General features: G+C 63.4%; 18 protein-coding genes. 11 read left to right on the forward strand and 7 right to left on the reverse strand.

The features are described from left to right. Positions 1–210: 210 nt before the first annotated feature. A complete protein-coding gene (gene nrdF / locus SAC06_RS00005; RefSeq protein ID WP_350258183.1) occupies positions 211–1,179 on the reverse strand; it encodes a class 1b ribonucleoside-diphosphate reductase subunit beta in 969 nt (322 codons plus the stop codon). 179 nt (positions 1,180–1,358) lie between these two features. On the opposite strand from nrdF, the gene SAC06_RS00010 reads away from it, so the two are divergent. Next, positions 1,359–2,681, forward strand: coding sequence for a C1 family peptidase (locus SAC06_RS00010; RefSeq protein WP_350259189.1), 1,323 nt, complete (start codon positions 1,359–1,361; stop codon positions 2,679–2,681). Positions 2,682–2,745: 64 nt separating this feature from the next. Here SAC06_RS00010 and SAC06_RS00015 read toward each other — a convergent pair whose 3' ends face one another. Genes SAC06_RS00015 through SAC06_RS00035 form a run of 5 tightly spaced genes read right to left on the reverse strand, consistent with a single transcriptional unit; the run spans position 2,746 to position 7,101 of the window. Beyond that, on the reverse strand, positions 2,746–4,014 hold the full coding sequence (locus tag SAC06_RS00015; protein ID WP_350258184.1) for an alpha/beta fold hydrolase: 1,269 nt from the start codon (positions 4,012–4,014) through the stop codon (positions 2,746–2,748). After that, positions 4,011–5,180, reverse strand: a complete 1,170-nt coding sequence (locus SAC06_RS00020) for an MFS transporter (protein ID WP_350258185.1) — start codon at positions 5,178–5,180, stop codon at positions 4,011–4,013. Before SAC06_RS00020 ends, SAC06_RS00015 begins: the two co-directional genes overlap by 4 nt. A gap of 39 nt (positions 5,181–5,219) precedes the next feature. Continuing rightward, positions 5,220–6,044: a hypothetical protein gene (locus tag SAC06_RS00025; RefSeq protein ID WP_350258186.1), complete on the reverse strand. Its 825-nt coding sequence runs from the start codon at positions 6,042–6,044 to the stop codon at positions 5,220–5,222. Beyond that, the gene (locus SAC06_RS00030) at positions 6,041–6,736 is read right to left on the reverse strand and encodes an ABC transporter ATP-binding protein (RefSeq protein ID WP_350258187.1); all 696 of its coding nucleotides are present in this window, start codon (positions 6,734–6,736) and stop codon (positions 6,041–6,043) included. Before SAC06_RS00030 ends, SAC06_RS00025 begins: the two co-directional genes overlap by 4 nt. Continuing rightward, entirely contained in the window at positions 6,733–7,101 is a 369-nt protein-coding gene (locus SAC06_RS00035) for a GntR family transcriptional regulator (protein WP_350258188.1), read from the reverse strand. The genes SAC06_RS00030 and SAC06_RS00035 overlap by 4 nt, the downstream gene beginning before the upstream one ends. Before the next feature lie 203 nt (positions 7,102–7,304). Between SAC06_RS00035 and SAC06_RS00040 the strand changes: the two genes are divergently transcribed. The 3 genes from SAC06_RS00040 to SAC06_RS00050 are packed head-to-tail and all read left to right on the forward strand — an operon-like array spanning position 7,305 to position 10,607. After that, positions 7,305–8,564 (forward strand): MFS transporter, encoded by a 1,260-nt coding sequence (locus tag SAC06_RS00040; RefSeq protein WP_350258189.1) that lies wholly within the window; start codon positions 7,305–7,307, stop codon positions 8,562–8,564. Next, positions 8,561–9,631: an App1 family protein gene (locus tag SAC06_RS00045; RefSeq protein WP_350258190.1), complete on the forward strand. Its 1,071-nt coding sequence runs from the start codon at positions 8,561–8,563 to the stop codon at positions 9,629–9,631. Before SAC06_RS00040 ends, SAC06_RS00045 begins: the two co-directional genes overlap by 4 nt. Further along, positions 9,621–10,607 carry a hypothetical protein gene (locus SAC06_RS00050; RefSeq protein WP_350258191.1) on the forward strand — a complete coding sequence of 329 codons (987 nt, stop codon included), beginning with the start codon at positions 9,621–9,623 and terminating at the stop codon, positions 10,605–10,607. Before SAC06_RS00045 ends, SAC06_RS00050 begins: the two co-directional genes overlap by 11 nt. A gap of 13 nt (positions 10,608–10,620) precedes the next feature. Here the strand turns inward: SAC06_RS00050 and SAC06_RS00055 are convergent, their stop codons facing one another. After that, positions 10,621–12,024: a magnesium transporter gene (locus SAC06_RS00055; protein WP_350258192.1), complete on the reverse strand. Its 1,404-nt coding sequence runs from the start codon at positions 12,022–12,024 to the stop codon at positions 10,621–10,623. A gap of 313 nt (positions 12,025–12,337) precedes the next feature. On the opposite strand from SAC06_RS00055, the gene SAC06_RS00060 reads away from it, so the two are divergent. The 7 genes from SAC06_RS00060 (at position 12,338) to SAC06_RS00090 (ending at position 19,074) form a co-directional block, all read left to right on the forward strand. Then, a complete protein-coding gene (locus tag SAC06_RS00060; protein WP_350258193.1) occupies positions 12,338–12,934 on the forward strand; it encodes a GNAT family N-acetyltransferase in 597 nt (198 codons plus the stop codon). A 281-nt stretch (positions 12,935–13,215) separates the two neighbouring features. Continuing rightward, the gene (locus SAC06_RS00065) at positions 13,216–14,850 is read left to right on the forward strand and encodes an ABC transporter substrate-binding protein (RefSeq protein WP_350258194.1); all 1,635 of its coding nucleotides are present in this window, start codon (positions 13,216–13,218) and stop codon (positions 14,848–14,850) included. Positions 14,851–14,954: 104 nt separating this feature from the next. Continuing rightward, the gene (locus SAC06_RS00070) at positions 14,955–15,881 is read left to right on the forward strand and encodes an ABC transporter permease (RefSeq protein ID WP_350258195.1); all 927 of its coding nucleotides are present in this window, start codon (positions 14,955–14,957) and stop codon (positions 15,879–15,881) included. Then, the gene (locus SAC06_RS00075; RefSeq protein WP_350258196.1) at positions 15,874–16,848 is read left to right on the forward strand and encodes an ABC transporter permease; all 975 of its coding nucleotides are present in this window, start codon (positions 15,874–15,876) and stop codon (positions 16,846–16,848) included. Before SAC06_RS00070 ends, SAC06_RS00075 begins: the two co-directional genes overlap by 8 nt. Beyond that, positions 16,845–18,671 (forward strand): ABC transporter ATP-binding protein, encoded by a 1,827-nt coding sequence (locus SAC06_RS00080; protein ID WP_350258197.1) that lies wholly within the window; start codon positions 16,845–16,847, stop codon positions 18,669–18,671. Before SAC06_RS00075 ends, SAC06_RS00080 begins: the two co-directional genes overlap by 4 nt. Before the next feature lie 68 nt (positions 18,672–18,739). Beyond that, positions 18,740–18,922, forward strand: a complete 183-nt coding sequence (locus tag SAC06_RS00085; protein ID WP_350258198.1) for a hypothetical protein — start codon at positions 18,740–18,742, stop codon at positions 18,920–18,922. Then, a complete protein-coding gene (locus SAC06_RS00090; RefSeq protein WP_350258199.1) occupies positions 18,922–19,074 on the forward strand; it encodes a hypothetical protein in 153 nt (50 codons plus the stop codon). The genes SAC06_RS00085 and SAC06_RS00090 overlap by 1 nt, the downstream gene beginning before the upstream one ends. Positions 19,075–19,078 lie beyond the last annotated feature (4 nt).

Genomic DNA, 19,078 nt, shown 5'->3' on the forward strand with positions numbered 1-19,078 from the left:
GCCACTCTGTCAGCATGATCGAACACGTTGGCATGCAATATCTAGGGCAGAGCGAGCAAGCAACTTTCGCTCCATTTCGCGTAACTGTTCTCGGTCTCGCCTCTCCTCCTCAGGCGTGGCAGTGAAAACACCAAACAAGCCCCCGACCCGCGAGAACTCACGGACCAGGGGCTTGCGCAGACTACTTGGGAACAGCTTTGGGGGTGGGCGTTAGAAATCCCAGTCTTCGTCCTCAGTGTCGACGATCTCGCCAATCACATATGAGGATCCTGACCCGGAGAAGAAGTCGTGGTTCTCATCCGCGTTGGGCGACAGCGCCGCCAGGATGGCCGGGTTCACGTTGGTCTCGTCCGCCGGGAACAGCGCCTCGTACCCCAGGTTCATCAGGGCCTTGTTTGCGTTGTACCGCAGGAACTTCTTCACGTCCTCTGTCAGGCCCAGCGGGTCGTACAGATCCGCGGTGAACTGCTCTTCGTTGTCGTACAGGTCGTAGAGCAGCTGATAGGTGAAGTCCTTCAGCTCATCAAGGCGTTCCTGCGAAGCATTCCGGTTCGCCACCTGGTACTTGTAACCGATGTAGTAGCCGTGGACTGCCTCATCCCGAATGATCAGGCGAATCAGGTCGGCGGTGTTGGTCAGCTTGGCGTGCGCAGACCAGTACATGGGCGCGTAGAAGCCGGAGTAGAAGAGGAACGACTCCAGCATGACCGAACCGATCTTGCGCTTCTGCGGGTCGTCACCCTCGTAGAGCGCGTTGATTACTTCAGCCTTCTTCTGCAGCTGCGGGTTCTCTTCCCCCCAGCGGAAGGAGTCGTTGATCTCCTCGGTGCTGAGCAGGGTTGAGAAGATCGACGAGTACGACTTGGCGTGCACCGACTCCATGAAGGAAATGTTCGTGTACACCGCCTCCTCGTGCGGCGTGACGGCGTCCTGGATCAGTGAGACCGCGCCGACGGTACCCTGGAGCGTGTCCAGCAGCGTCAGCCCGGTAAACACCCGGTTGGTCATCAGCTTTTCCGCCGCGTTCAGCGTGGCCCAGGACTGAATGTCGTTGGACAACGGCACCTTCTCAGGCAGCCAGAAATTTCCGGTCAGACGATCCCAGACCTCCAGGTCTTTCTCGTCCTCAATCTTGTTCCAGTTGATCGCTTCGAACACTTCGTGGTTAGACTGCGTCATCCTTGGCTCCTCCTCCTGCTTAAGTCCTACTGGACAGGATACTGGTTTCGGCGACAGGTGCGCTGAGGCACCCCTCACCCTCCCGGTCCGCGGCCCTTTTTGGGCGTGTCGGGCGAGGAGTAAGCTGGCTGGTGGAAGTACTCATTTTCAATAGATTTGGAGCTGTTTTGTCTACCGACATTTCACCCGCCCTCACCCCCGAACTGATCGAGCGATGCCGCTCGGTTGTCGATTCCAACTCGGCCGCTCGCCTGTCGCGGAACGCGGTCACCCTCAGCGGGCTTGACGCGGTCAGCCTGGACCGGGCCAAGGCCACCACCCCAACTTCGATGTCGACCAAGCTCGACAAGTGGAAGGTGACCAACCAGAAGAAGTCCGGTCGCTGCTGGCTGTTTGCCGCGCTCAACCTCATGCGCGTCGACGCGATGGAGAAGATGGGCCTGAAGGACTTCCAGCTGTCCCAGAACTACGCGGTCTTTTGGGAGAAGTTCGAGCGGTCCAACTATTTCCTGGAGGACCAGATTTCCCTGGCCGAGGCGGGGGAACCGCTCGATTCCCGCCTAACTCAGTTCCTCCTCGCCGATGTCCTCAACGACGGGGGCCAGTGGGACATGCTGGTCGGCGTGTTTGAAAAGTACGGCGTTGTTCCGCAGGAAGCCATGCCGGAAACCGAGGCCAGCTCCAACACGGGCCGGATGAACTCGCAACTGCGGCTGCTGCTGCGCCGGGTGGCCCTGGAACTGCGGGAGCTGCCCACGGTTGAGGCGCGGCGTGAGCTGAAGGCCAAGACGATGGAAGAGGTTTACCAGATCCTGGTGATCAACCTGGGCGTGCCTCCGCGCGCGTTCGACTGGCAGTGGCGCGACCAGGACGGACAGTTCCACCGGGACGGCGAACTGACCCCGCTGGAGTTCAAAGCCAAGTACGTCTCGCTGGACCTGACCGAATACGTCTGCCTGGTGGATGATCCCCGGACCGCACACCCGAAGAACGCTCCCCTGACCGTGGACCACCTCGGCAACGTCGTCGGTGGCCCCAGCGTCCTCTACCTGAATGTCGACATTTCCGTGATGAAAGAGCTGGCTGCCCGGTCTCTGCGCGACGGCCACCCGGTTTGGTTCGGCTGCGATGTCGGCCAGCAGTCCGAGCGGAAGGCCGGCCTGCTGGTGGCCGACCTGTACGACTACCAGGGCGTGCTGGGGGTTGACCTCACCACCACCAAGGAGCAGCGCGTGCTGATGGGCGAATCCCTGATGACTCACGCAATGGTCCTGACCGGGGTGGACGAGGTTGACGGTCAGCCGCGCCGCTGGCGCGTCGAGAACTCCTGGGGCGACGAGATTGGCGACCAGGGCTTCTTCACGATGGACGATCAGTGGTTCAGCGACTACGTCTTCGAAGTCGTGGTCAAGAAGGCCGAGTTGCCGGAGCAGCTCCGGGCCGCACTGACCCAGGAGCCGCTGGTTCTGCCCGCCTGGGATCCGATGGGCGCACTGGCCTAGCCAAGACAGAGTATTGGGGGCGCATCCAACCGGGTGCGCCCCCAAACTTGTGTTCACCCGTCAGCTAGTGGTCAAACATGAGCGTCTTAAGTCGCGCGAAGACATCCCCGGCCCGCAGCCCGTCGTGCTGGAACTCGTTGGTCACCAGCGTGCGCGCCCCGAGCAGTGCCGCCGTTTCCAGGGAAAGCTCACGCGGAACGAACATGTCGTCGTAGTAGACGGCCGCCGCGATCGGCACGTCAATCTGGCTCAGCACCGACTGGTCGTAAATTTGCGCCCAGTCAGTTTTTTCAGCCAGCAGGTCGACCGCGCCCAGGTACGGAACCAGGCTCGGATCCTCCTCAAAGAAGGCGCGGAACATGTGCTCCCCGGTGAGATACCAGGGTTCGCTCTGGTCCAGCGGGTCGGCCTCCAGGTTGAACCCGGCGAACTCACCCGCCAGCCGCTCGGCTGCCCACCTGGTTCCAGCCGGAGAGGTGGGACCGTAGATGGCTTCCTGCAGCGCAGCGTAGAGCGGCCGTCCGGCGTGCGACACCTGAGCCCCAACGCCCGCCAGGAAACTCGGGGTCAGTCGCCGCTCGCCCCCACGCGAAACGAAGGGACCTTCCAGCAGGTAGTGCAGCAGATCGTAGGCCGTCTGGGTTCCCAGCGACATTCCCAGCATCCGCAGCCGGGTGGGGGTGAGCCGCTCCCCGGTGGGCAGGCGTTCTTCCACCTGTTCGAGGTGGCCAGCCACGGCCCGCAAGGTCGCCTCGTCCTGGGGGTAGTGGCGGAAATAGGCCCGGTTCCGGGCAGCTGTTGCCCGGTAGGTTAGCCGGTAGATCTCGTCGATTGACCCCAGCCCAGGCAGGCCCCCGGTGATGAACGAGCGCTCAATCGCCTCGGGGTGGGCGGACAGGTAGGCCAGGGTGAGGAACCCGCCGTAGGACTGACCCAGCGTCACCCACCGGTCGACCTCAAGGTGGGCTCGCAGCGCCTCCGCGTCGGCGATGATCTGATCCTGCAAGAACAGGCTCAGGTGGTCGGCCAGGGCCCGGTCTGAGGCCGGCAGGACCGCGTCCTGCGAGGACTGTCCAGTTCCGCGCTGGTCCAGCAACACCACCCGGTAGTCCGCCAGCGCCTCCCCGATCCAACCGGTGGCGAAGTCCCCCGGGCGGGGGCCGGCCCCTCCCGGACCGCCCTGCAGAAAGAGGAGCGGAGGGAGCTTTTCCCCACCCGGGCGCGTCACCTCGCGGGCGAACAGTTCGATCTGCTCCCCGTGGGGTTCACGGTGGCTGAGGGGGACGGTCAGACGGTGTTCGCGGACCTGGTGTCCGTGCTGTGTGTAGTTCATGATTCCTTCTGCAGGGGTCGAGCTGAGGGAACAGCCAGCATGGCCAGAACCGAAACCAGGCTCACCAGGAGCAGTCCTCGCAGGATCCCAAAATGATCACCCAGGAACCCGAGGACCGGCGGGCCGGCCAGGAAGGCCATATAGCCAATAGTAGCCACCACCGAGATTCGCATGGGGGCCCGCGCCGGGTCGTCTGCCGCCGCCGACATGCCGACCGGGAAGCCCAGGCTGGCTCCGACCCCCCAGATGGCGGCGCCAATGAAGGCCACCGTCGTGTTCCCAAAAATGACTAGGACCGAGCCGGCGACGGCCGCCCCAAACATCAGGTAGAGCACCGGCAGGCGCCCGTAGCGATCCAGCAGCGCGGTGCCGGCAATTCGTCCGATCGTCATCGCGGTCAGGAACACTGCCAGCGCCAGGACGCCGGTTGCCTTCTGGACCCCGTGCCCATCAACAAAGGCCACCGCCATCCAGTCGTTGGCGGTCCCCTCGGTGAAGGCCGCTGCCAGCACCATCACCCCAATCATCAGGGTGCGTGGTTCCAGCCAGGCCGAGCGGGCCGGCTCGGTGCCGGGTTCGGAGCTCTGGGCGAGCGGGGGCCGGGATGGCAGGAAGGCGGAGGTAGCCCACCAGGCACCTCCGGCCGCAATTAGGCAGACAACTAGGAGGTGCCAGAGGACGGGCACTTTCAGGGCCACGATCGCTGCCCCCACCAGCGCCCCCAGCACCGTCCCGCCGCTGAACCCGGCGTGGAACCAGGGCATGATGGATTTTCCCTGGGCCTGCTCAACCTCGGTTCCTTCGAGGTTTTGGGCCACGTCCCAGACCCCGTTGCCAAAGCCCAGGAAGCACATTCCCGGCATCACCAGGAACATAGAGAGTTCAACGTGAACCGCCAGGGCCGCCGCCACCAGCCCGATCGTGGCCAGGACAATGCCGATCCGCCCGGCCCGGCGAGCCCCAACCGCATCGGTGATCCGCCCCGCGAGGGGCAGGCCAATCAGGGCTCCCGCCGACGTTCCCAGCAGCATCACCCCCAGTTGGCCCGGCGTCAGCCCCAGAATCGACTTGACGTCGGGGAGCCGGGCCATCCAGGAGGCGAACATGAAGCCATTGCAGGCAAACATTAGGAGGGTGGCGTTTCGGGCGCGGGCAATACTGGTCATGGGATTCTTTCTGGAAGCGTTCCCACCCAGTCTATCGAGCTACCGGAGGGAAGTGTGCTTCTCCACCGCGTTGATGCCCCAAAGTGCCAAGCAGACGGTGACCACCAGATTGACCAGGTACGAACCGAGTCCCACCAGGCTGGTGGAGTCGCCGTGCTCAATTGCCCGGAGCGTATCGTGCAGCATAGTCGTGAAGACAATCTGCCCGGCATCGGGACCGTAGATCACCAGGGAGATCGGGATCAGCGCCATCGCGGCCAAAGTCAGCACCTGCAGGACCACGTAGTAGATGATGCCGCCGATGATCGGGGCGCCAATTCCCAGGGAGTTGTACCGGCTCTGCGCCCCAATGGACAGGATCGCGGCTCCGTCAATGATCGTGACGATCATGCCAAAGACGACTGAAATCAGAATGAACCACCAGACGGGGGCGGGCATCTCGGTCAGGATTTCGCGCCATACGTTGCCCGCGTCCGCCCAGGTGGCCCGCTGGCCCACCACCATTCCGGCCACCAGGATCAGGATGCTCAACCCGGTCAGCACCAGGGAGACCGCGGCGACAGCAAAGCCGTAGAGCACCTTTCCGATCGCCAGTTGGCGCCCGGGAATCGGCAGGGTGAACGTGAAGTATCCGCGGCGTCCGTACATCGACTGCCAGTAGTTGTAGGCCAGGCCCAGCAGGGCTCCGGGAATAATCAGCGTGGCAGCCAGTACCCCGAGGACCATGAACAAGATCATCAGAATCGGGTTCCCGATCATCACCATCAGGGAGGACACCACGACGACCAGGAAGAGACTGCCCAGAATCACCGACAGCAGGCGACGCGAATCGAGGTAGTCCTGCTTAAACACTTTGCTGATCATGCTTGGTACACCTTCCGGAACAGGGCATCGAGGCCCATCTGATACTGAGAGCGAAGCTCGTCCGCGTTGCCGGCCAGCAGGACCTGCCCGGCTCGCAAGAAGACCACCGAGTCGACAATCGGTTCGACGTCGTGAACCAGGTGGGTCGAAAGCAGCATGAGCGACTGCGGCGCAAACTGGGTGATGATCCCCCGCATGATGATCTCGCGCGAGGCCGGGTCCACCCCGGAAATCGGCTCGTCCAGCAGGTAGACGTTGGCGTTTCGAGCCATCGTCAGGGAGATCTGCACCTTTTCCTGCATCCCCTTGGACATTTCCTTCAGCCGTTGCGTCGGAGCCAGGCCGAAGTACTCGATCATCTGGTGGGCCCGCTCCTGGTCGAAGTCGGCGAAGAACCGGGCGTACTGGGCAATGGCCAGTTCAGGGGTCAAGTTCGGACGGAGGAACGACACGTCCGGCAGGTAGGAGACCATGGCTTTCGTTTCTGGTCCCGGTGTCTTCCCAGCGATCGTGACACTTCCCTGCCAGTCGGCCAGCAGTCCGGCCAAGATTTTCAACAGGGTGGTCTTTCCCGCTCCGTTGTCTCCCATCAGACCGACCACCTGGCCGGCCTCCAAGTTCAAGGACAGGTCGTAAATTGCGGGTCGCGGTCCATAGAACTTGGTTAAGTTCCGCACTTCAATGAGGCTCATGCCCCCTCCTTGCTTTCCCATCGCTGCTCCACCAGGTTTAGCGCTTCAGCTAACTTCAATCCCACGGCTCGAGCGGTTTCCACGTAGGCGGTGGCCGCATGTCCGGCCAGATGGGATCTGGTGGATCGGATCAGATTTTGGTCGTCGGCTACATAGCGTCCCGCGGTTCGCTCGGACAGGGTCAATCCCTCCCGGTCGAGCTCAGCGAGCGCCTTTTGAACGGTGTTGGGGTTGACCCCCAACTCGAGTGCCAGTTCGCGCACACTCGGAATTCGGTTTCCGGGTTTCCACTGACCGCCGCCGATGCGCCGGTGGAACTCATCCACCAGCTGCGTCCACAACGGCCGGGCTTCATCAAAGTCCACCACAGCTCCTCCTCCATCTGACTGTATTAGAACAGTAATACAGTTTTCGCCCCCGGTCAACCGCGCTCTTACCCCCCACCGTCCAATCGGGTCAGTTTTCGAAACGTTTCGCAGTATCTCGCGGCAAACTGGATGTTTAAATGTGACGATTCAGGCAGGTTTGGGGGGCGAAAACCAGGTCAACCTGCCGATAAGCTGGGGTAATGTTTGGTCGGTATCGCGAAATTCTCTCATTGCCTGGCGCCCTTAAGTTTTCGATCGCCGGTGTTTTCGCGCGCTTCCCGATGGCACTGGTTGGCATCTCAATCATCCTGATGGTGAAGCAGCTCTACGGCAATTACGCTCTGGCCGGAGCGGTCTCCGCCGCCGGCGTGATCTCTTTTGCGGTTGGGGCACCCCTACTTTCCCGACTGGTCGACGCCCACGGGCAGGCTCGCATCATGGTGCCCTCCCTAATTATTTCGGGCATCTCCCTGTCGATCCTGACCGTGGCCGCCATGAACCAGGCCGATCCGTGGATTCTTCTGGTCACCAGCGCCATCGGCGGGGCCACCTCCGGCTCAATGGGCGCCCTGGTTCGAGCCCGCTGGGCCTTCGTCACCGACCGCCCCGGCCAGATTCAGGCCGCCTATTCTCTCGAAGCCGCTTTTGACGAGGTGGTCTTCGTGATCGGACCGGTTTTGGCCACCCTGATGGCCACCTCGATCCACCCCACCGCCGGACTCTGGCTGGCCGTGCTCCTGGTCGTTTTCGGGGGCCTCTGGTTCCTGAGTCAACGCAAGACCGAGCCGCCGGTAATCAAGCCCGACGCCCACGTCGGGGGTCGATCGGTCATGCTCAATCCCGCCATGATCGTCCTGGCCCTGACCTACGTCGGCGCCGGTGCCCTCTTTGGCGCCAACGACCTCGCGGTGGTGGCCTTCACCGAAGAACACGGGCAGCCCGGCCTAGCCGGCGTCCTGCTGGCAGTCTTCTCTTTCGGCTCCCTGATCGGTGCACTGGTTTACGGCGCCCGCACCTGGCGCTGGCCCCTGTGGAAGCTGTTCGGAGTGGGCGTGTTTGTCCTCGGACTGGGCGTCTCCACCTTCGTCTTTGCCAACTCACTGGTCATGCTCGCGATCATCATGGTGCTGACCGGCCTGGTGGTGGCCCCCACCATGACCAACGTGTCCACCGTGGTTCAGCGAATCATGCCCTCCTCGCGTCTGACCGAAGGGCTGGCCTGGATGTCAACCGCGATGAACATCGGCGTCTCGATCGGGGCCGGGGTGGCCGGACCGGTGGTGGACGTCCAGGGGGCCCACGGCGGCTTCGTCGTCGTGATTGGTTCCGCCTGGCTGATGGTGCTCGCGATGGCGCTCGGTTTGCGCACTTTGCGGCGCGAAACCGAAGAGTTGCCGCGGGCGATCGATACTGGCATCATGGCCGTTAAACCCACCCCGAATGTGAAAGTCGACCAGTGACCCTAACCTCAATGGCCCTGCGGACCATTGAGCAGTTAACCACCTGGAACGCCCAGCTGCTTGAGCTGGCCAACTGGCACCCAACCGTGGTCGCTTACGGGGGATACGGCAGTCAGAAGCGCGCCCGGGTCCAGGGTCGGGTCCTGATGGGCACCCGCTCCGACCAGCGCAACTGGCTCGGCGAAAAACGGGGTTGGCGGCAGTATTTTGACGCCCAGGTTCCCGGGCAGCCGGTGCTGGTTCGCCTGGGGGAGGCCCACACTGTGGCCGAGGCGGATCGCGGCGGGTACGTCGACGTGGTTCTGGAACGGCACGGGCTCACTCCCGGCTGGCACACCGCGCAGATCCAGGTGCTGCACCGCCACGACCTGGCCGCGGGTCGATCGCCTGTGCGCGCGAGTCGCCCGGTGCTGGCACCGGTGCGGATCATCGGTCCGGACGAACAGTTCGGCGTGATCACCGACGTCGACGACACCATTATGGTGACGATGGTGCCGCAGCGGTTGCAGGCACTGCGCTACGTGCTGCTGGAGCATTCCTCACAGCGCCGGGCCGTGCCCGGAATGGCGCCCTTCCTGCACGAGCTGTCGCAGGGCGCCCCGGTCATCTACCTGTCCAACGGGGCCTGGAACGTGGCTCCCACCCTGCGCCGGTTTCTGCACCGAGCCGGGTTCCCCTCGGGCTCGCTCCAGCTTCGACCGTGGGGGATCAGTCGGCAAGGCTTCCCACTCGGCGGCTTTGACAACAAGGTGGCCCAGTTCAAGCGAGTGGCCGAGATCCTGCCCCACCTGCACTGGGCACTGGTGGGTGACGACGGCGAACGCGACCCCCGGATCTACCAGCACCTGGCGCAAACCTACCCGGGAACGATCCGGGCGATCTTCCTGCGCACGCTGAAAGAGCACGAACACTTGGCGGTGCACGGAACGCTGCGCCCCATCGACCCCGATCTGCCCGAGACGCTGGGCGAAGTGCCCACCCGGCGCGGACGGGACGGCCACGAACTGCTCGCCCAACTGACCCCCGAGCTGCGACGAAAGATTCTAAGCTGGCCCTGTGAGGACTAGCGTCGAGAATCTGGCCCCCGGCTGGGGAGCTGCGGTCATGGGTACCGCCGTCATCTCCGTGGTGTTTACCGGTTTGGGCGCCGATTTATGGGCGCAAATATTCCTGGTGGTGGCCCTGCTGGTCGCCCTCCCCGTACTGGGTTTGACTACTTGGCGATGCCTGCGCTTTCCCGGCGCGGTGGCAGCCGACCTGTCCAACCCGGTCAAGGGCGCGCTGTTCGCCACCTTCCCCGGCGGCTTCCTGGTCCTGGCCACCGCCCTGGGCCGGGCCGGCCAACTGCTGTTCGGCTCGTCCGCGGCCATCTTTTTGACCTACCTGTTCGCTACCGTCGGGGCGCTGCTGGCCCTCGCGATCGGCCTCTGGTTCCTCAGCGACATTTTTTCCCGCGGTGGGGCGGCGCCCCCGCAGATCACCGGGGCCTGGTTCATCCCACCGGTGGTAACGATCATCGTGCCGACCGCCCTGGCCCCCATCCTCACCTCGCCCGCACTGTACTGGCTCTGCTGGGCATTCTTCGGGATCGGGTCCCTGCTCTACCTGATTGTGCTGGCCAGTTTGTTCTTCCGCTCCGCCACCGCTCCGTTCCCGCCCGCTCTGCTCGCCCCCACCCTGATCATTGGGATGGGACCGGCCGGGCTGTTGGCCACCAACCTGGTGCTGCTGTCGCGGGCCGGGGAACGCCTGGGGCTCGGCGGGCTTGGGCCGATTGGGCAGGTGGGCGCGGTTAGCTTCTGGGCGTTTGGGCTCTGGTGGGGCCTGGTCTCCGTCCTGACCATCGCCCGCGCACACCGGCGCCTGCCCTACGCCCTGACCTGGTGGAGCTTTACCTTCCCCCTGGGAGCCTGGGTCAGTTCCGGCCTGACCATCGATGTCTCTCTCATTCGGCTCACCTCCACGGTCGGCGCGGTGTTGCTCCTGCTGGTCTGGCTGACCGTCGTGGTGTTTACCGGCCGCGACCTGGTTCGGTCCCGCTAGTGGGCGGACCGGACTAGAGCCCGGAAATGACCGTCTGCGCCACCGTGAAGTAGATCAGCAGACCGGTCCCGTCCACAATCGTAGAGATCATCGGACCGGACACGACCGCCGGGTCCACCCCCAGGCGACGCAGCAGCAGCGGCAGGATGGAGGCGATCAGCGCCGACCAGAGGACGATGGCCGCCAGCGCCAGGACCACGGTGAGCACCACCTCGCCCGCCACGCCCAGAGTCCAGGCGCGAATGGCCCCCGCCGTGGCCATCGTGATGGCCGTCAGCAAACCGGTTCGCGACTCCTTCCAGATGACCCGGCCCAGGTCGCGCAGGTGCACCTCGCCCATCCCCATCGCCCGAATCAGCGTGGTGGTGATCTGGGTGGCCACGTTGCCGCCGGTGCCGATCAGCAGCGGCACGAAGAATGACAGCGCCACCACGGCCTCAAGTTCATCCTGGAAGGCCTGCATCACGTTGCCGGTGTACATGGCTCCGGCAAACAGCACCAGCAGCCAGACCACGCGCTTGGACCAGAGCAGGATTGGGCTGGCCTGCAGGTAGGGCAGATCCAGCGGAGCCGAACCACCCTGACGTTCAGCGTCCTCGGTGGCCTCTTCCTGCAAGATGTCGGCGACGGTGTCGCTGGAGATTACGCCCAGCAGGTACTTGCCATCCATCACGGGAATCACGTCCGCGTCGCGTTCGCGAGCACGGAAGCTGACCTTTTCCTGGTCGTCGAGCGGCTTGATTGCCCACTGTTCGAGGCGGGAGACCGGCGTCATCTGGGTGGTCACCGGGTGGGCCCGCCGGCCCAGGACCAGCGCGCTTGGGGAGAGCCACCCGTGGACGATCTGCCCGGCCTTGCCATCGGTGGTGACGAAAACGCCTTCGGCCAGGTCGTCCGGGTCACCGCGGGCGGCATCGACCGCATCCTGAATGGTGGCTTCCGGGCCGACGTGCAGGAAGTCGGGGCGCATTCTCGAAGCCGCCGAGTCTTCAGGCCAGGCCAGCAGTCCCCGCACCAGGGCCGAATGAGAGTTCTCCATTGCCCGCAGAATCCGCTGGCGTTCGTCCTCGTTCATCAGGTCGACAATCCGGGCGGCCTCGTCGGAGTCCAGGGACTCCAACAGCCCAGCCGCCATCTGCACGGGCAGGAACTTCAGGAAGGCAAACGCGGTGTGCGGGGACACCGATTCAAGCAGTTCCTCGGCGCTTTCCGGGGTGAGCAGATCGGTCAGCGATAGGGATTGCTCCCGGTTCAACTGGCCGAGCTGGGTGTCACGTTCGTCGTTATAGGTAGAGGCCAGCCACAGGGCCATGGCCCGGGGGGTGCCGATCTGAACTACCTCTTGCAGCGAGGTGGGCACGCTGCGAGGAGACCTGGTTTCAACCGTGATTTTCCGGCGGGTGAACGGAATCTTCATACATCACAACCTGACTTGCGCTGGCGCAAGCTGCGCCTGGGGTTAGAAGCGAAGCGTCAGAGAAGATGCACCCGGCAGTGACAACCGTGGCGGCAAAGAGAAATTAGTTCGCCGACTCCGGCCTGCGGGGGGCCTGACGCGAACCGGGACTATGACTTCCCATCTGGTGGGCCACCCCCTTAGGTCGACTGAAACACGTTCCGCAGCCAGTGTAGCAATCAGCGCGACAAATGGGCCGAAAACGGCTCTGATCAGGGCGATTGTGGGCAAAGTAACCGGGCCAAATCGCGGCCATCGATTAAGATAGAACATTATGGATATTCGCGCCGCCCAGTCATCTGACCTTCCCCGAGTAGCCGAGCTGCTCGGCCAAGTGTTCGCCGCGGATCCAGTCCTACTCGAATACGTCGGCTACCCCACTGATCCCGAGCGGGTCCTGACCGAGCTGTTCGCCCTCCAGCTGGACACCTTTTACCTGCCCACCGGCGAGGTGGACCTGGCCTGGTCGGGTGACGAGTTGCTCGGGGCCGCCCTCTGGGCCGCGCCGGGCACCTCGGAGAACATCACCCGACAGTTGCCGACACTGGCTCGTCTGCTGGGGCGCCACCTGCCGCGAGCCCTGCGCCTCCAGCGGTCCTGGAGTGAAGCCACCCCCCGTTTCCCGCACTGGTACCTCTACACCCTGGCGGTGAGTCCTCAAGCTCGCGGTCGCGGGGTGGGGACGGCGCTGCTCGATCACGGGATTGACCGGGCTGAGGAAATGCCGATTTATTTGGAGGCGACCAGCGAGCGGGCTGCCGCCCTCTATACCCGGCTCGGTTTCGTCCGCCTGGGTACCGTTCCGGCCCCCACCTCGATCGACGAGATCGGCATGTGGCGACCCGGCGAAGCCCAGTCACTCGCCAGCTAGATTCTGTGACCGCGGTCATACTTTTGAATGTGTCCCAGGGCCCGACAATTCTAACGATTTGATAACGACCTATTTCAGGATCTGAAGAACGCCCTTTCTCGACCAGGACTTTTCCGCACGATTCCGCCACTTCGTCGAACGTTGCGTCTTGATAACATTTTTTGCTTCTCAGCAGGCGGGCAAGTGGTTGAACCCGTCACAGTCGGCCGATAACCTGCCCTTTGTCTGGAATAGCCATATTCCAACAAATCCTTACGTTTCCCATCCATTCAGGAGGAACAATGAAATTGAAGCGCGCATGGCTGGCTGTGCCGGCCGTTCTCGCCCTGTCGCTGGGCGCCTGCTCCAGCGGTGGCGGCGACAAGGACCAGTCCGGCACCGACGAGAAGGACAATGCCGTCAGCTCGGAGGGCACGTCGGGCGGTGTTGTCACCGCTAACGGCACCGAGCCGCAGAACCCGCTCATCCCCGCCGACACCAACGAGGTAGGCGGCGGTCGGATCGTCGACCTGCTCTTCGCCGGGCTGCTGTACTACGACAAGGACGGCCAGGTCCACAACGACATGGCTGAGTCCATCGAGACCGAGGACTCCCAGACCTACACCGTGACCCTGAAGGAAGGCCAGACCTTCTCCGACGGTTCCCCGGTGACCGCCTCCTCCTTCGTGGATGCGTGGAAGAAGGCTGCCGCCGAGGATGCCCTGAACATCAACTTCTTTGAGCCCATTGAGGGCGCCGACGACTACGGTGCCGGCGATCTGACCGGCCTGAAGGTCATCGACGACACCCAGTTCACCATCACGCTGAAGCGCCAGGAAGCCGACTTCCCGCTGCGCTTGGGCTACTCCGCCTTCTACCCGCTTCCCCAGTCCACCCTGGACGACAAGGAGGCCGGCGGCGAGAACCCAATCGGCAACGGTCCCTACATGCTGGCCGGTGACGGAGCCTGGGTTCACAACGAAAAGATTGATCTGGTTCCGAACCCCTCATACCAGGGTGACCGCAAGGCCAAGAACGCCGGCGTGACCTTCGTCTTCTACACCGAAGCCACCGCTGCTTACAACGATCTGCTGGGTGACTCGCTGGACGTGCTGGACCAGATTCCGGACGACGCCATCACCGTCTTCCAGGACGACCTGGGCGACCGCGCCATCAACCAGCCGGCCGCTGTGGTTCAGACCTTCACCATCCCGGAGCGCCTCGCGAACTTCGACGGTGAAGAGGGCAACCTGCGTCGTCAGGCCATCTCGCACGCGATTGACCGCGCCGAGATCACCAAGACCATCTTCAACGACACCCGCACCCCGGCTCAGGACTTCACCTCTCCCGTGGTCACCGGCTACGCCGAGGGCCTGCCCGGCTCCGAGGTGCTGAAGTTCGACCCGGAGAAGGCCAAGGAACTGTGGGCACAGGCCGAAGAGATCGCTCCCTTCGAGGGCACCTTCGAAATTGCGTACAACGGTGACGGCCCCCACGAGGCTTGGGTGACCGCGGTGACCAACCAGCTCACCAACAACCTGGGCATCGATGCGCAGCCCAAGGCGTTCCCGGACTTCAAGTCCTTCCGTGATGCCATCACCAACCGGGAAATCACCACTGCCTTCCGGACCGGCTGGCAGGCCGACTACCCGTCGGCGTTCAACTTCCTGTCCCCGCTGTACTTCACCGGGGCCGGCTCGAACGACGGTGACTACTCCAACCCCGCTTTTGATGCGGCTCTGACCGAGGCGGCTGCCGCCACTTCGGTTGACGAGTCCAACAAGAAGCTGGACGAGGCACAGACGATCCTGTTCGAGGATCTTCCCGCCATTCCTCTTTGGTACCAGAACGGCTTCGGCGGCTACTCCACGCACGTGCAGAACGTGGAGTTCGGCTGGAACTCCGTGCCGCTCTACTACGAGATCACCAAAGACTAGTTTGTGATCTGACAGGTTTGGTGGGGGAACTTTCGGTTCCCCCACCATTTCTGTTCCACTGTGAAGCAGGGTAACCTGTCCCATACACAGACAAAGAGGAACCTATGGCTCGATACCTAGGGCGCCGACTACTGCAGACCATCCCAGTGTTTTTCGGCGCGACATTTCTGATTTTTGCGATGGTCTACCTCATGCCCGGAGATCCGGTTGCGGCTCTGGGTGGCGACAAGGGGCTCGACCCCGTTGTCCAGGAGAGAATCCGGGCCGAATACAACCTGGACAAGCCGTTCTGGATGCAGTACCTGCTCTACCTCAAAGGGGTCTTCACCTTTGACTTCGGAAAGACTTTTTCCGGTCGACCCGTCTCTGAGGTGATGGCACACGCCTTCCCGATCACCGTCAAGCTCGCGCTGATGGCGATTGCCTGGGAGGCGATTTTTGGCATTATCCTCGGGGTCATTGCCGGCCTGCGCAAGGGCAAGCCCGTCGACTCGACCATTCTGGTCCTGTCCATGCTGCTGATCTCGGTCCCCACCTTCGTGATGGGCTTCCTGCTCCAGTTCTTCGTCGGGGTGAGGTGGAAACTACTGCCAATTACGGCCAGTTCCACTACGGACTTCAAGTCCCTCCTGATGCCATCCATAGTGTTGGCAGCCGTCTCGCTGGCGTACGTGATCCGGTTGACCCGACAGTCTATCTCTGAGACCACCAGCGCCGACTTTGTTCGCACCGCCCGCGCCAAGGGCCTGTCTGGCGGGTCGGTGATGAACCGGCACATTCTGCGCAACTCCCTGATCCCGGTGGTCACGTTCATCGGAGCGGACCTGGGGGCACTGATGGGTGGAGCCATCGTCACCGAAGGCATCTTTAACGTCAAGGGCATCGGCGGCATGCTATGGGAGGGGATCAAGAAGGGCGAACCCAGTACCGTGGTTTCAATTACCACCGCCCTGGTCCTGGTCTACATCGTCGCCAACCTGCTGGTGGACCTGCTTTACGCGGTCCTGGACCCGAGGATCCGTTATGAGTGAGCACCTAATTCCATCGAAGAACATCAAGCGCACCCGCCACGGCCAGGATCGCTACGTCTCAGACGTGGACGAGACCGGCCTGGGCGCAGTAGACGCGGTCAAGGACGAGTCGGCACCCTCCTCCATGTGGGGTGAAGCCTGGAAGAACCTGCGCCGCCGGCCCCTGTTCTGGATTGCGGCCTTCATCATCACACTCGTGCTGATTACCGCGCTGTTCCCCAGCCTGTTCTCCAGTCAGAACCCCCGCTTTTGCGAGCTGACCAACTCGTTGGCTCCCGCGGGACCCGGACACCCGTTCGGCTTTGACAAGCAGGGGTGCGACATTTACTCCCGCGTCATTTACGGCGCCCGCGCCTCGGTGACGGTGGGTCTGTTCACCACCCTCTGCGTGGTGATTATCGGCACCGTGCTGGGAACCCTGGCCGGCTACTTCGGCGGCTGGGTGGACACGCTGAACTCGCGTTTCACCGACATCATTTTCGCCGTCCCGCTGCTGCTGGCCGCGATCGTGATCATGCAGCTGTTCGCCGCCAAGCGCAACGTCTGGATGGTGGTGATGGTCCTGGCCATCTTCGGCTGGCCCCAGATTGCCCGCATTACTCGCGGCGCGGTGATGGCGGCCAAGAATGAGGAGTACGTGACGTCGGCGCGGGCACTCGGTGCCTCCACCTGGCGAATCATCACCTCCCACATTCTGCCCAACGCGGCCGCGCCGATTATCGTCTACGCGACCGTGGCGTTCGGTACCTTCATCGTGGCCGAGGCGACCCTGTCCTTCCTGGGGTTGGGCTTGCCCGCCGACGTGGTCTCCTGGGGTGGGGATATCTCCCGCGCTCAGGTGTCCCTCCGCGTGCAACCGATGGTGCTGTTCTACCCAGCGTTGGCTCTGGCCCTCACCGTCCTCAGCTTCATCATGATGGGGGACGTGGTCCGTGACGCTCTTGACCCGAAGGCTCGTAAGCGATGACTGACAAGACATTTTTCCCCGGCGATGAGCCGCTGCAGGAGTACGAGGACTGGAAAGACCAACCCGATCCTCTGACCGAGCAGTCCGACCGCCTCGCCGAAGCCGAAATCAAAACCGAGACCCCCTCCATCCCGACAGAGGTCCACCCCGAGGACGCCAATCCGCTGCTGCGGATCACCGACCTGGACGTGGCCTTCCAGTCCTCGACCGGGATGGTGCCGGCCGTGCGCGGCGCGAACCTGACCGTTTATCCCGGTCAGACGGTCGCCATCGTCGGTGAGTCCGGCTCGGGCAAGTCCACCACCGCGGCTGCGGTGATTGGGCTGCTACCCGGCACCGGCAAGGTCACCGGCGGCACCATCGAGTTTGACGGGCGCGATATCACCAACCTGTCCAAGCACGAATGGGTGGAGCTGCGCGGTTCGGGCATCGGAATGGTGCCACAGGACCCGATGACCAACCTGAACCCCGTTTGGCGGGTCGGGACCCAGGTGAAGGAAGCCCTGCGGGCCAACAACGTGGTCCCCAAGTCCGAGGTCGGACAGCGCGTGGCCGAAGTATTGGAGGAAGCCGGTCTGCCCGACGCGGAACGTCGCGCCAAGCAGTTCCCGCACGAGTTCTCGGGCGGGATGCGCCAGCGGGTGCTGATCGCCATCGGGATGGCTGCCAATCCCAAGCTGCTGATTGCCGACGAGCCCACCTCCGCCCTGGACGTGACCGTTCAGCGCCGGATTCTGGATCACCTGGCCTCAATGGCGGCCGAGAAGGGCACCGCGGTGCTTTTCATTACGCACGACCTGGGGCTGGCCGCCGAGCGCGCCGAACAGCTGGTGGTCATGCACCGCGGACGCGTGGTCGAATCCGGGCCCGCTCTGGATATCCTGCAGCACCCGCAGCACCCGTATACGAAACGGCTCGTGGCCGCGGCCCCCTCCCTGGCGTCCAAGCGGATTGAGACCGCTCACGCCCAGGGGATCGAGGTGACCGAGGAAGAGCTGATCGGATCAGGGGCTGGTGCCACCTCGACCGAGGCAATCGTCAGCGTGCGGAACCTGGTGAAAGAGTTCGACGTGCGCGGGGCCAAGGGAGAAGCCCGGATCCTGCGGGCGGTCGACGACGTCACTTTCGACGTCCGGCGCGGCACCACGTTGGCGCTGGTGGGCGAGTCCGGTTCAGGCAAATCCACCGTGGCCAACATGGTCCTGAGTCTGCTCACCCCGACCTCCGGTCAGGTGTTCTTCAACGGGGAGGACCTCTCCACCTACTCCAAACAGCAGCTGTTCGCCATGCGGCGGAAGCTCCAGGTGGTGTTCCAGAACCCGTACGGCTCGCTGGATCCGACCTACTCGATCTTCCGGATCGTGGAGGAGCCGCTCCGCATTCACGGGGTCGGCACGCGGAAGGAACGGATCGACCGGGTCACCGACCTGCTGGACCGGGTCTCCCTGCCTCGCTCGGTAATGCGTCGCTACCCGAACGAGCTCTCCGGCGGTCAGCGTCAGCGGGTGGCAATTGCCCGCGCCTTGGCACTGGACCCGGAAGTGGTCGTGCTGGACGAGGCGGTCTCCGCCCTGGACGTGCTGGTTCAGGATCAGATCCTCAAGCTCCTGAACGAGCTCCAGTCGGATCTGGGCCTGACCTACCTGTTCATCACCCACGACCTGGCGGTGGTTCGCCTCCTGGCCGACGACGTGGTGGTGATGGAGAACGGCAAGATTGTTGAGCGGGCCAGTGCCGACGACCTGTTCGACAACCCGCGTGAGAAATACACGCAGGAGCTGATCGAGGCGGTCCCCGGCCGTCAGATCCAGCTGGCTCTCTAAGCGCAGACCCCCGAACCGATTGGTTCGGGGGTTTGCTACGCTTAGACCAGCCCGGTGAAAGGAAACTCATGTCCCAAGTGTGGTTGTGGTCCTCGCTGCAGACGCAGATGGCCCACTCCCCCAAGCCTAAGGACAAGGGCCTTCACATTGAGGTATCGACCATTGTGCTGGAGCCGGGCGAAGAGTACGAACCCCCCGAGCCCCTCTGGCTCCACCTGCTGCTGGAACACGACTGGCCGGAGGACTACTAGTGCCCATTGAGCGAAACCTGCCCAGCAAAACGCTGGAAGAGATCATGGCCGAAATCAGCCTGGACTCAGAGTTGGAGCCCAGCGCCCAGGTGCTGCCCCCGGTGGGGGAAACCCTGGACGAGGAAGAGTGGACCCCGCTCGACCTGCCCTAGGCGC

Source organism: Scrofimicrobium sp. R131 (assembly GCF_040256745.1).
GTDB classification, from domain to species: Bacteria; Actinomycetota; Actinomycetes; order Actinomycetales; family Actinomycetaceae; genus Scrofimicrobium; species Scrofimicrobium appendicitidis.